17 protein-coding genes are annotated in these 12,351 nt (G+C 51.4%); 14 read left to right on the forward strand and 3 right to left on the reverse strand.

Annotated features, from left to right (window positions below; genetic code table 11):
- Window positions 1-188 (reverse strand): hypothetical protein (locus EJ361_RS16545; RefSeq protein ID WP_164714295.1); only part of this gene is annotated, 188 nt, incomplete at its 3' end.
- A 413-nt stretch (window positions 189-601) separates the two neighbouring features.
- On the opposite strand from EJ361_RS16545, the gene fusA reads away from it, so the two are divergent.
- Window positions 602-2,746: an elongation factor G gene (gene fusA / locus EJ361_RS16550; protein ID WP_126246763.1), complete on the forward strand. Its 2,145-nt coding sequence runs from the start codon at window positions 602-604 to the stop codon at window positions 2,744-2,746.
- A gap of 240 nt (window positions 2,747-2,986) precedes the next feature.
- On the forward strand, window positions 2,987-3,583 hold the full coding sequence (locus EJ361_RS16555) for a hypothetical protein (RefSeq protein WP_126246764.1): 597 nt from the start codon (window positions 2,987-2,989) through the stop codon (window positions 3,581-3,583).
- Here EJ361_RS16555 and EJ361_RS16560 read toward each other — a convergent pair.
- Entirely contained in the window at window positions 3,580-4,692 is a 1,113-nt protein-coding gene (locus EJ361_RS16560; protein WP_126246765.1) for a PQQ-dependent sugar dehydrogenase, read from the reverse strand. The genes EJ361_RS16555 and EJ361_RS16560 overlap by 4 nt on opposite strands.
- A gap of 196 nt (window positions 4,693-4,888) precedes the next feature.
- Here EJ361_RS16560 and EJ361_RS16565 point away from each other — a divergent pair, with 196 nt between their 5' ends.
- Window positions 4,889-5,491, forward strand: a complete 603-nt coding sequence (locus EJ361_RS16565; RefSeq protein ID WP_126246766.1) for an outer membrane beta-barrel protein — start codon at window positions 4,889-4,891, stop codon at window positions 5,489-5,491.
- A gap of 98 nt (window positions 5,492-5,589) precedes the next feature.
- Here the strand turns inward: EJ361_RS16565 and EJ361_RS16570 are convergent, their stop codons facing one another.
- Window positions 5,590-6,342, reverse strand: coding sequence for an energy transducer TonB (locus EJ361_RS16570; RefSeq protein WP_126246767.1), 753 nt, complete (start codon window positions 6,340-6,342; stop codon window positions 5,590-5,592).
- A 220-nt stretch (window positions 6,343-6,562) separates the two neighbouring features.
- On the opposite strand from EJ361_RS16570, the gene rpsJ reads away from it, so the two are divergent.
- From rpsJ to rpsQ, 11 genes are all read left to right on the forward strand, one after another.
- On the forward strand, window positions 6,563-6,868 hold the full coding sequence (gene rpsJ / locus EJ361_RS16575; protein ID WP_012789286.1) for a 30S ribosomal protein S10: 306 nt from the start codon (window positions 6,563-6,565) through the stop codon (window positions 6,866-6,868).
- 169 nt (window positions 6,869-7,037) lie between these two features.
- The gene (rplC, locus tag EJ361_RS16580; protein ID WP_126246768.1) at window positions 7,038-7,661 is read left to right on the forward strand and encodes a 50S ribosomal protein L3; all 624 of its coding nucleotides are present in this window, start codon (window positions 7,038-7,040) and stop codon (window positions 7,659-7,661) included.
- A 1-nt stretch (window position 7,662) separates the two neighbouring features.
- Window positions 7,663-8,307, forward strand: coding sequence for a 50S ribosomal protein L4 (gene rplD, locus EJ361_RS16585; RefSeq protein WP_126246769.1), 645 nt, complete (start codon window positions 7,663-7,665; stop codon window positions 8,305-8,307).
- 55 nt (window positions 8,308-8,362) lie between these two features.
- On the forward strand, window positions 8,363-8,662 hold the full coding sequence (gene rplW, locus EJ361_RS16590) for a 50S ribosomal protein L23 (protein ID WP_126246770.1): 300 nt from the start codon (window positions 8,363-8,365) through the stop codon (window positions 8,660-8,662).
- A gap of 93 nt (window positions 8,663-8,755) precedes the next feature.
- Window positions 8,756-9,589 carry a 50S ribosomal protein L2 gene (gene rplB / locus EJ361_RS16595; protein WP_126246771.1) on the forward strand — a complete coding sequence of 278 codons (834 nt, stop codon included), beginning with the start codon at window positions 8,756-8,758 and terminating at the stop codon, window positions 9,587-9,589.
- A 63-nt stretch (window positions 9,590-9,652) separates the two neighbouring features.
- Window positions 9,653-9,919, forward strand: coding sequence for a 30S ribosomal protein S19 (rpsS, locus tag EJ361_RS16600; protein WP_126246772.1), 267 nt, complete (start codon window positions 9,653-9,655; stop codon window positions 9,917-9,919).
- Between the two features lie 122 nt (window positions 9,920-10,041).
- Window positions 10,042-10,398 (forward strand): 50S ribosomal protein L22, encoded by a 357-nt coding sequence (gene rplV, locus EJ361_RS16605; RefSeq protein WP_126246773.1) that lies wholly within the window; start codon window positions 10,042-10,044, stop codon window positions 10,396-10,398.
- A 51-nt stretch (window positions 10,399-10,449) separates the two neighbouring features.
- The gene (gene rpsC, locus EJ361_RS16610) at window positions 10,450-11,238 is read left to right on the forward strand and encodes a 30S ribosomal protein S3 (RefSeq protein WP_126246774.1); all 789 of its coding nucleotides are present in this window, start codon (window positions 10,450-10,452) and stop codon (window positions 11,236-11,238) included.
- A 49-nt stretch (window positions 11,239-11,287) separates the two neighbouring features.
- Window positions 11,288-11,707, forward strand: a complete 420-nt coding sequence (gene rplP, locus EJ361_RS16615) for a 50S ribosomal protein L16 (protein WP_126246775.1) — start codon at window positions 11,288-11,290, stop codon at window positions 11,705-11,707.
- A gap of 59 nt (window positions 11,708-11,766) precedes the next feature.
- On the forward strand, window positions 11,767-11,967 hold the full coding sequence (gene rpmC, locus EJ361_RS16620; protein ID WP_126246776.1) for a 50S ribosomal protein L29: 201 nt from the start codon (window positions 11,767-11,769) through the stop codon (window positions 11,965-11,967).
- Between the two features lie 58 nt (window positions 11,968-12,025).
- Window positions 12,026-12,286 carry a 30S ribosomal protein S17 gene (rpsQ, locus tag EJ361_RS16625; protein ID WP_109698267.1) on the forward strand — a complete coding sequence of 87 codons (261 nt, stop codon included), beginning with the start codon at window positions 12,026-12,028 and terminating at the stop codon, window positions 12,284-12,286.
- The last annotated feature ends 65 nt before the right edge of the window (window positions 12,287-12,351 follow it).

Consider the following 12,351-nt stretch of genomic DNA (forward strand, 5'->3'; position numbering starts at 1 on the left):
GGCCCTGCGGCCAGTGGGGTAACGACGGCTTCACCGATGGTGTAATCGAACTGAATACCGCCGATAATGCCGGACCCTCCGGAAGAGGCGGCCACCTGTCTGACCAGTACCAGCTGCGAACGGGCCGGCAGCCACGATATGGCCAGGAACATGGCCAATAATAGGTGCTTGGTAGAAATATGCTTCATAAAACAATGGTTATGTGATGGTTCTGGAAATCGCGGTAAAATGGTTACAGGAAATACCGGTAACGAAGCATAGAGCGATCTGGTTGACGGGGCCCTTCAGTTTGCGGTCTGTGATGCCATGCTGCAATCTCCACGGCTTTGGGGCACGGGGAAACGGTTACTGTATAAACGGTTCATTTTTAGAGGACAATGGGGGCTCTTCAGCTTTCGACGACGTAAAACTAGAAAAAAATTGTCCCGGTGAACGGATTAGCGGAATCCGTTTCATTTTTGGCGGTTTTGGCGGGATAAGCGGCAGGATTGAACGGGAAGGACGTTTTTAACAATTTGACAAAATCAGACCGCTTTATTTATTGATAGAAAAAGATTACCTTTGCCCCCCAAATTGCATTACTTATAGTCATTTTACTTTTATGGCAGACTTAAGATTTCAAAGAAACTTTGGTATTGCGGCGCACATCGATGCCGGTAAGACCACTACCACAGAGCGTATCCTGTATTACACAGGTAAGACTCACAAAATCGGTGAGGTTCACGAAGGAGCCGCTACCATGGACTGGATGGCCCAGGAGCAGGAGAGAGGTATTACCATTACATCTGCTGCTACTACCTGTTTCTGGAACTTCCCTACCAACCAGGGCCAGAACCTGCCGGATACCAAACAGTATAAATTTAATATCATCGATACCCCGGGCCACGTGGACTTCACCGTGGAAGTAGAACGCTCCCTGCGCGTACTCGACGGTCTGGTTGCCCTGTTCTGCGCCGTATCCGGTGTTGAGCCCCAATCCGAAACGGTTTGGCGCCAGGCAAACAAATACCGCGTACCCCGTATCGGTTTCGTTAACAAAATGGACCGCTCCGGTGCAGACTTCCTGAACGTGGTTAAACAGGTGAAGGAAATGCTCGGTGCAAACCCCGTTCCCCTGACCCTGCCCATCGGCGCTGAAGATAACTTCAAAGGCGTGGTTGACCTGATCACCATGAAAGGCATCATCTGGGACGAAGCCGGTAAAGGCGCCACCTACCAGGAAATCGAAATCCCGGCAGATATGAAGGAGGAAGCCGAAGAATGGAGAGCTAAACTCGTAGAAGCTGTTGCTGAATACGACGATACCCTCATGGAAAAATTCTTCGAAGATCCTAACTCCATCTCCGAAGCCGAAATCCATGAAGCGATCCGCAAAGCCACTATCGACATGGCTATCATCCCCATGATGTGCGGTTCTTCCTTCAAAAACAAAGGCGTACAGAAAATGCTCGACGGCGTTTGCCGCTACCTCCCTTCTCCCATGGACGTTGAAGCCGTAACCGGTACCGACCCCGACAATGGTGAAGAAATCAAGCGCGCACCCTCCGCCAAAGAACCCTTCGCAGCCCTCGCGTTCAAGATCGCTACCGATCCGTTCGTAGGCCGCCTGGCATTCTTCCGGGTATATTCCGGCCATCTGGACGCAGGTTCTTATGTGCTGAACACCCGCACCGGCAAAAACGAGCGTATCAGCCGTATCATGCAGATGCACGCCAACAAGCAGAACCCGATCGACTTCATCGAAGCCGGCGATATCGGAGCTGCCGTAGGTTTTAAAGATATCAAAACCGGTGATACCCTCTGCGCGGAAAACCATCCGATCGTTCTCGAATCGATGTCTTTCCCCGAGCCCGTAATCCACATCGCCATCGAGCCTAAAACGCAGGCAGACGTTGATAAAATGGGTATGGCCATCGCTAAACTCGTGGAAGAAGATCCCACGCTGAAAGCTAAAACCGACGAAGAAACCGGCCAAACCGTATTGAGCGGTATGGGTGAGCTCCACCTGGAGATCATCGTTGACCGTATGCGCCGCGAATTCAAAGTGGAAGTTAACCAGGGCGCTCCCCAGGTAGCTTACAAAGAAGCGTTCACCAACAAGGTTGAACACCGCGAAGTGTACAAGAAACAAACCGGTGGTCGTGGTAAATTCGCCGACATCCAGGTGGAAATCGGACCCGCAGACGCAGAATGGCTGAAAGAAAATGACGGTAAGTCCTTCCAGTTCATCAACGATATCTTCGGTGGTTCCGTTCCGAAAGAGTTCATTCCGGCAATTCAGAAAGGTTTCGAGCAGTCCATGAACAATGGCGTTCTCGCTAACTTCCCGCTGACTTCCCTGAAAGTTCGCCTGTTCGACGGTTCCTTCCACGCAGTGGACTCCGACGCAATGTCCTTCGAGCTTTGCGCCAAATCCGCCTTCCGTGAAGCCGGCCGTAAAGCGAAACCGGTCCTGCTCGAACCCATCATGAAAGTGGAAGTTACCACCCCCGACCAGTACATGGGCGACGTAACCGGTGACCTCAACCGCCGTCGTGGTATGCTGGAAGGTATGGAATCCCGCAATGGTGCACAGGTTATCAAGGCGAAAGTGCCCCTGAGCGAAATGTTCGGTTATGTAACCCAACTCCGCTCCCTGTCTTCCGGCCGCGCAACTTCCATCATGGAGTTCTCTCACTACAACCCCGCACCGAACAACATCGCCGAAGAGGTGATCGCAAAGGTAAAAGGTAAAGTGAACGCCTAATCAGCCACAAGTTGATAGATAGAATAAGAAAAAGAGCCCTCCGGTATTCCGGGGGGCTTTTTTCGTCCGTAGTGTAACCGTACGCACCTTGCCCGTTTCATCCCTCTTTTTACCCGCCTGAGCCGGCCAAATCGCCGGTTAAGACGCGACTGTAACATAACACGCCCGTCCCCCGTCTAATATCCAGACTGTTGTTCGCTCAACAAGCTACTTAAATTAAACCCCTTCAAACCACCGATTATGCATTCAAAACCCCTGCTGGCCGCAGCTTTTGTGGTCCTTACCATGCTTTTTGCCTGCTCGAAAAAGAAGAACTGCGACCCCGTCCCGTCCAATTCCATCAAGTACCGCACCCTTGGCGATGTTCAGGTGAGAAACCTCCAATCCTATCACCTCGACATCGACCTCGACGGTACCCACAACGTCTATCTCGCCCTCGGTGTCACCGGAGACGCCACCGGCACAACCGGCAAATTCTTCGCCGCCGGGATCAATAGCACAAAGTTGTTGGTAAAAGTCGATTCAACGATTTGCCTGCAACAGCACGAAGTCATTAAATCCATCGCGCCGCACCCCCGCGATTGGAAAGGCATGGAATCCTACCTCGTGGAAGCCCACATCCCCGCCGCCAGGCCCAATGATACCGTCTGGACGGGCGATTGGCTGAGCGCCAACCGAAAATATATCGGCTTCCAATTTACCCGTGACAATGTTCCCTACATGGGCTGGATCTGTGTGTCGATGGACCGTACTCACCTCGCGCTCATCCTCCACGGCTGTGCCTGGCGCCGGCTCAGCGAGGGCGACCTTCCCGCCGGTACCATGCCCGCTCCCTAACCGGGATCGCTGATCTCGATGATGCGGCCCGGATCGGCATCGGTACAGATGTAAACCCGCCCGTTCGGCGACACGCAAATGTCGCGGAGCCGGCCATACCGGTTGGCGAACCAGTTTGTTGTTGATGCGACGCTTTGCCTGTTGGACGAGAGTTTCAGCTGGTAAAGCGTCGCGTTTTTCAGGCTGACGAGCAGCAGGGAATTTTTCCATGCGGGGATGCGGTCGTGGTTGTAGAAATCCATGCCGCAGACGGCGTAAGTGCTGTTGCCGGTAGACCAGATCGGTGGTTTGACGTTGTTGGCGTTGCAGAAATCCAGCTCGCCGCCGTTGCAGGGGCCCTGAACATCGGGCCACCCGTAATTCCGGTTTTTTTCGATGATATTGACCTCATCTTCCGTATTGGCGCCATGTTCGGAGGTGTACAGCGTTGTGCCGACGAACACCAGGCCTTGCGGATTGCGGTGCCCCAGGCTCCACAACGGGCTGTTCGGTACCGGGTTGTCGGCAGGGATCGATCCGTCGGGCCGCAGGCGAAGCACCTTGCCGCTGAGGGAGGCTGTGTTTTGCGCGGCGCTTCCGTTGGCGGCGTCGCCGGTGGTCACGTACAGCATGCCGTCTGGCCCGAACCCGAGCCGGGAACCGTTGTGGATGCCGGCTGCAGGGATATTATCAAGCAGGGTGAGGGGAGACGAAAGGGTGTTGTTGCCATATTCGTATCGCACTACTTTTTCGCGATAGGGCGATCCGTAATTATACGACAGGTAAACGAAGGGAGAATTGCTGAAATCGGGATGGAGCGCCATGCCCAGGAGCCCACCTTCGCCATTGGCAACGATATCGGGCAGGGTCAGGAGCGGGAACACCTGTCCAGTTTTGGGGTTCACGCGGCAAATGCGCCCGCCACGCTCGGTCATCCAGATGAAATTATCAGGTCCCCAGAGAATTTCCCAGGGGCGCCCGATGCCGGAGGATACGACCACACGGACTTTGTCGGCCGGCCAGTCCGGGTCTTCTGGCGGGCCTGCCGGGTTGGGGGTACTCTTTTTGCCGCATCCACCCGAAGCGGTGAGTAAAAGCAACAGCAGCAAGGCCGGAAAGGATGTTTTCATAGACCTGGTATTTTAAGAAGAACTGGAGAAACGGCTGCAAATTGTCTGCCAGTCAAAAAAAATCCCGACACATTTCAACCTTTTCTTAATCGGGATGTTAAGTTTATGTTTATTGTATTCATAATCAACCATATCCTGTTTATCCCCACCGCGAAACCATATAGGCAAGCAAGCATTTCATTAAAACACATCCCATATGAAGAAAATTGGCTACCTGGCAGTTGCCCTCGCCGGCATGTTCCTCAGTATCAATGCAAATGCGCAAACACAGAAAGGAAATATCCTTGTGGGCGCCAACCTCGCCAACATCGGCGGCACATTCCAGGACGGAGGGAGCACGTTCAGCCTGAATCTGACGCCCAAGGCAGGATGGTTCATTAAAGACGATATCGCGATCGGTCCGGAAGTGAACCTCGGTTTGTTGACCGGCAACGGATCTACCCGTTTCAACTACGGCATCGGGGCGTTCGGGCGTTACTACATTAAAGACAAACGGATTGAATTATTGAATAAAACCCGCTGGTTCCTGGAAGCCAACGCAGGCTTTAACGGGGTAAATACCAAGGCGAGCAATGTGGCGAGTACGAACACCAACGGTCTTGGCCTTGGGTTCGGGCCTGGCCTGGCGTATTTCATCACCCCCAACATCGCGCTGGAGGCCTTGCTGAAATACAATCTGACAGTAGGTTTCGGCAGTTCGGTGACGGCGCATAGCGTGGGGCTGAACCTGGGATTCCAGATTTACCTGCCCAGCGCCAAGGCACGCCAAACCATCCGGGAAACGAAAATGGCGAAGTAAGCGGAATACACCCCCCTGAAAGTCGATATAATCGAGCCTCATTGCAAGGGGCCGGCGGCAGAAGTCCTGCTGCTGGCCCTTTTGCTGTTTTACCAGTCTTATTTCGGGAGCTCGAACCGGATGAGGATCTTATGTTTTGCGGTGGTGGGCTTGCCGTCGAGAACGGCGGGCTTCCAGCGGGGCATTTTCTCCACGATGCGGATCGCTTCCTCTTCCAGTCCGTACCCGATCGCGTTCCCGGCTGTGAATGCATTGGCTACTACACCATTATACAATACGGTGAATTCTACGGTGATGACGCCTTCCATTCCTGCGGCGCGGGCTTCTTCGGGGTATTTGAGATTTTTCCGGATGAAATAGGCGAGGGCTTTGCCGCCGCCGTTGTATTGCGGCATGGTGGTTACTTCCGGTGTGGGAACGTCGTACGGTTTGCGGAGGGTGTTGCCGAGATGGAGAGCGAGGGGGAGGGAAAACCGGATGGGAACGGCACGTTCGCCGAGGTAGCCGGGTTTCCATACGGGCATAACTGTGAAGGCGTCTATGACGGCCTTGTCGAGGCTCCGGAACCCGGGTTGCCGGATGGTGATGTCGGTGAGCTTGCCGTCGGGTTGTACGGTGAAATGGACGTTGACGGTGACGGTGGTGTCATTCCGGAGGGGGATATAGGGAATTTTCAGGTTATAGTTGATCCATTTTCCCATTTTTTCGGGGCCTCCGGGGAACTGGGGGAGTTCATCGGCCTGGAGGGCGTCGAGTTCTTTTTCGCGGTCGAAAGAGGGGTTGGGGAGTTGGGATTGTGCGAAAATAGGGAGGGGGATGAGAAAAAAAGGTATGAGGAGGCGGAGGTGCATATGAAAGTAGAATTGACGGGTGTAATGGATTGGGTATAAGCGTATTATTTGGATGGCGGGAGGCGGGGCAAAAGGAGCCGGCCGACTAAAACTAGGGAATGGCGTCGAAAAAGTCAATGATTGGGGGAAAATATCCTGAAAAATTATTTGTGGGGATAAAAAACTTGATTACCTTTGCCCTCCCAAATTGAGGGGTAATAATAGAAGAAGTTCATTGCATATGTCTCAGAGAATTAGAATCAAGCTGAAGTCCTACGATCACAACCTGGTAGATAAATCTGCCGAGAAGATCGTTAAAACCGTTCGCAATACGGGCGCCGTGGTAACAGGTCCAATTCCTTTACCGACCGAGAAGAAAATCTTTACGGTGCTGCGTTCTCCGCACGTGAACAAAAAGGCGCGTGAGCAATTCCAACTGTGCACTCACAAGCGCCTGTTGGATATTTACACATCTTCTTCCAGAACCGTAGATGCGCTGAGCAAGCTCGATCTGCCGTCTGGTGTTGAAGTGGAGATCAAAGCGTAGGAATAGAAGGGACCTCAGCAAGGGTGGGCATTACGCCCGCCTGAGGTATTTTATGACGACAGCATTAAATACAGGCTACGCCTTCCGGGTAGCCGCCCAATAGCATTTAAACCGCTCATCCTGAGGATAGCTAGAGATCCCTCAGGCGCTGGGCTAAATTATATAACAAATGAAAGGTATTATTGGTAAAAAGATTGGCATGACCAGCATCTTCGAGGCCAACGGCAAACAGACCGCCGTTACCATCATCGAAGCCGGTCCCTGCGTGGTTACCCAGGTGAAATCCCAGGAAACTGATGGGTACAACGCTGTTCAGGTTGCATTTGGCGAAAAGAAAGCCAAAAACACTCCCAAAGCTGAACAAAATCACTTCGCGAAAGCACAAACCTCCCCTAAACGTTACGTTACCGAGTTCCGCAATCCGGATGCTGCCGTGGCTAAAGCCCTCGGAGAGACGCTCACCTGCGATATTTTCGCTGAAGGTGAGAAAATTGACGTTGTAGGTACTTCCAAAGGTAAAGGTTTCCAGGGCGTTGTTAAACGTCACGGGTTCTCCGGTGTGGGTGAAAAGACCCACGGTCAGCACGACCGTCAGCGTGCTCCGGGTTCCGTAGGTGGTTCTTCCTATCCTTCCCGTGTATTCAAGGGCATGCGCATGGCAGGTCAGATGGGTGCTGAACGCGTGAAAGTGAAAGGTCTGAAAATCGTTAAGATTTTCCCTGAGAAAAATTATATCCTGGTAAGTGGTTCCGTTCCCGGCCACAATGGTTCAATCGTTTTAATCCAGAAGTAACATGCAACTCGATATTTTAAATATAGAAGGTAAGAAAACCGGCCGTACCATCGAACTCCCTGAGGAGATCTTTGGCGTGGAGCCGAACAATCACGTGATTTACCTCGCGGTTAAACAATACCTCGCCGCTCAGCGTCAGGGTACCCACAAGGTAAAAACCCGTGCCGAGGTGAAAGGTGCTTCCCGCAAGCTGCACAAACAAAAAGGTACCGGCGGTTCCCGTAAAGGTAACATCCGTAACCCGCTGTATAAAGGTGGTGGTACCATCTTCGGTCCCAAGCCCCACGGCTACGACATCAAACTGAACCGCAAGGTGAAGGATCTGGCGAAAATCTCCGCCCTGTCCACCAAAGCTAAAGCCGGCTCCATCATTATCGTGGAAGACCTGCAGCTGGACGCTCCCAAAACCAAGCAGTTCAAGAGCATTCTCTCCAACCTGAACATCAACGTTGACGGCAAGAAGACCCTCGTGGTGCTGCCCGAGTACAACGATAACGTATACCTGTCACTGCGCAACATCCCCACCGTGGATTCCACCGTGCTGAGCGACGTGAACACTTACGAAATCATGAACTCCAACTTCCTGGTGTTGACGGAGAGCGCAGCCAAAATCTTCGCTGAAGACGAGACTGTAGTAGAAGCTTAATCAATTCAATCAACAAGGCCGGTTTCAGTCCGGCGAACTATAAAATAACTAACAGATGAAACTGTCTGATGTTTTAATTAAACCGGTGATCACTGAGAAGGTGAACAAAGCAACCGAAAAGTTCAACCGCTTCTACTTCATTGTTGACAAGAAAGCCAACAAACTGGAGATCAAGAAAGCTGTGGAAGATTTTTACGGTGTGACGGTAGCAGAAGTGAACACCATGGTAATGCCGGGCAAAAACAAAACCCGTTTTACCAAAGCCGGTTTTATCTCCGGCCGCAAGCCTTCCTACAAGAAAGCGGTAATCACGCTGGCAGAAGGAGAATCCATCGATCTGTATGCTAACATATAATATACCAGTGCCGTTAGCGGCGTAAGCCGTTAACCTGGATGTATATACAGATCAATTAAACAATAGTCTATTAAATCTTAGAATTAAGTAGAAATGGCACTGAAAAAATACAAACCGATTACAGCCGGTACCCGTTGGAAAATTGGTAATGCATACGCAGAGCTGACCTCCGACACGCCTGAAAAGAGCCTCCTGGCTCCGGCAAAAAGAACCGGCGGTAGAAACGCACAAGGCCGCAGATCCATGCGTTATATCGGCGGCGGGCACAAGAAACAATACCGTGTTGTTGACTTCAAACGCGACAAGACCGGTATTCCCGCAACTGTAAAAACTATCGAGTACGATCCGAACCGTACCGCGTTCATCGCGCTGCTGAGCTATGCAGATGGCGAAAAACGTTACATCATCGCTCCCCAGGGCCTGCAGGTTGGCGCTACCGTAGTAAGCGGCGCTGAATCCGCTCCTGAAGTAGGGAACGCACTGCCGCTGAAAAATATGCCCCTGGGTACCGTGGTTCACAACATCGAACTGCAGCCCGGTAAAGGCGGAGCCATCGCGCGTTCCGCAGGTGCGTACGCCCAGCTGAGCAACAAGGAAGAAAAATACGCCGTATTGAAAATGCCCTCCGGCGAGCTGCGCAAGGTCCTGAACACCTGCATGGCTACCGTGGGTACCGTTTCGAACTCCGATCACGGTCTGCAATCCATCGGTAAGGCTGGTGCCAACCGTTGGAGAGGTATCAAACCCCGCAACCGTGGTGTAGCGATGAACCCCGTAGATCACCCGATGGGTGGTGGTGAAGGTAAGTCCTCCGGTGGTCACCCCCGTTCCAGAACTGGTAAATACGCCAAAGGTCTGAAAACGAGGAAGCCGCATAAGAGCTCCGACAAGCTGATCATCAGCCGCAAAAACGGTAAAAAACTTTAATAACGTCTAACGCGTTCCCGTTCCGCGTAATAGCGGAACGGGGATGGTAAATAAACTAACAACATGGGTCGTTCCATTAAAAAAGGTCCTTACGTAGACATTAAATTAGAAAACAAGGTTCTCAAGCAGAACGAAGGCACCAAACGCACGGTGATCAAAACCTGGAGCCGCCGTTCTACGATTACGCCTGACTTCGTGGGCCACACTTTTGCCGTTCACAACGGTAACAAGTTCATCCCGGTTTACGTAACTGAGTTCATGGTAGGTCATAAACTGGGCGAATTCGCCCCTACCCGCAACTTCAAAGGGCACGCTAACAAGAAAATGTAGTCATCGGTTTTAAGGTTTCCCGTTTTCGGTTCCGGCTAAAGGAGATTCTCGAAAGGACGAAGGAAACAGACAGGACCGGACGCTGAAACAAGAAACTTAACATCACTCAGAAACAAATAACAATGGAAGCAGTAGCTAAGCTGAACAATAATCCTACCTCCACCCGCAAAATGCGTTTGCTTGCAGACCTGATCCGCGGCCTGGATGTAGAGAAAGCTTTGAATATTTTGAAATTCCATCCCAAACACCCGAGCACTCCGCTGGAGAAACTGTTGCTCTCCGCTGTGGCAAACTGGAAAGTGAAGAATGAAGGAGCACGGGTGGAAGATGCTAACCTGTACGTTAAAACGATCTTCGTTGACGGCGGCCGTATGCTGAAAAGAATGCGTCCCGCTCCCCAGGGAAGAGGGTACCGTATCCGCAAACGCAGCAACCACGTAACACTGGCTGTTGATAGCCGTCCGGTTCAACAAGGTTAAGCAAACTGTAGGAAAAATATATTTAAACTCATAGACAAATAAAACCAGAACATGGGTCAGAAAACAAATCCTATTGGTAACAGGTTAGGTATCATCAGAGGATGGGACTCTAATTGGTATGGCAGCAAAAAAGATTATGCTGTTAAACTGATCGAAGATAACAAGATCAGAACTTACCTCAACGCACGTATCAACAAGGGTGGTATTTCCCGCGTAGTGATCGAGCGCACCCTGGGTAAGCTTATCATTACCATTCATACCTCCAAACCTGGTATCATCATAGGTAAAGGCGGTAACGAAGTGGATCGCATCAAGGAAGAGCTGAAAAAGCTGACCGGTAAGGAAGACGTACAGATCAACATCCTGGAGATCCGTCGCCCCGAGATCGACGCCACTATCGTAGCTGAAACTATCGCCAAACAGATCGAAAGCCGTATCAACTATAAACGTGCCATCAAAATGGCGATTGCTACCGCACTGCGCATGGGTGCAGAAGGTATCAAGGTGAAAGTAGGCGGCCGCCTCGGTGGTGCTGAAATCGCACGTTCCGAAGAAATGAAGCAAGGCCGCGTTCCCCTGCATACTTACCGCATGGACATCGACTACGCTTCCCTCTTCGCGCTGACCGTTTACGGTAAGATCGGTATCAAAGTTTGGATTTGTAAAGGTGAAGTGCTGGGTAAGCGCGACCTCAACCCGAACGCCATCTCCGACAAGGCTGAAGGCGGACGTCCGGGCGGTGACCGTGGTGGTGATCGCGGCGGCCGTGGCGGTGATCGTGGCGACCGTGGTGGTCGTGGCGGCGAAAGAAGAGGTGGTGACCGTGGCCCTCGCAAGTAAGCTGAACTTTGGATATTTCATTAACAACAACTTTTTAACAACATAAACGATGTTACAGCCCAAGAGAACGAAACACAGGAAGATGCAAAAAGGCCGCATCAAAGGGAACGCGAAACGCGGTGCGCTGCTTTCTTTCGGTTCATTCGGCCTTAAAGCATTGGAACCTAAATGGATCACTGACCGTCAGATCGAAGCTGCCCGTGTGGCTTTGACCCGTCACATGAAACGTGAAGGTAACGTGTGGATCCGTATTTTCCCCGATAAGCCGATCACGGCAAAACCGCTGGAAGTGAGGATGGGTAAAGGTAAAGGTGCGCCCGACCATTGGGCTGCCGTAGTGAAGCCCGGTCGCATCCTGTTCGAAGCTGACGGTGTACCCTTACAGGTAGCCAAAGAAGCGATGGAACTGGCAGCACAGAAGCTTCCGATCAAGGTGAAATTCGTTATCCGTCGCGACTACGTTGCGTAATAGGAGCGGTCTCCACCGAGTATAATTAAACCTGATAACCAGAAACAAAATAAATAACGATGCCTAAAGCAAAACTGGATCTTAAAGGCCTGAGCGATCAGGATTTGAAAGACAAACTGTCTGAAGAAGCCCTGCGCCTGAAAAAGATCACGTTCAGCCACGCGGTAACGCCGATCGAAAATCCCATGCAGATCCGCTTCATGAGAAGAGAGCTCGCCCGCATTCAAACTGAACTGCGTAGAAGACAACTGGGATTCTAAACATTAGCATTCACCATTTCCGCCGGAAGGCGGTAAGGAAGTAAATAAACTTTCAACAATGACGACCGAAAGAAAATTAAGAAAAACCAGGATCGGGGTTGTATCCAGCAACAAAATGGATAAAACCATTACCGTGAACGTTGAACGTAAGGTAAAACACCCGATCTACGGTAAGTTCGTAAAGAAAACCACCAAATTCATGGCGCACGACGATAAAAACGAGTGCAGCATTGGTGACACTGTTCGTATCATGGAAACCCGCCCGATGTCCAAGAACAAATGCTGGCGCATGGTGGAAGTGATCGAAAAAGTAAAATAATATATTATTTGTTTCAAGCTGCCGGTAACCATTATAGGCCCTGCAGCCGCTGCTAAAACAATTAC

This window comes from Chitinophaga rhizosphaerae (assembly GCF_003958645.1).
In the GTDB taxonomy this organism is placed as follows: Bacteria; Bacteroidota; Bacteroidia; order Chitinophagales; family Chitinophagaceae; genus Chitinophaga; species Chitinophaga rhizosphaerae.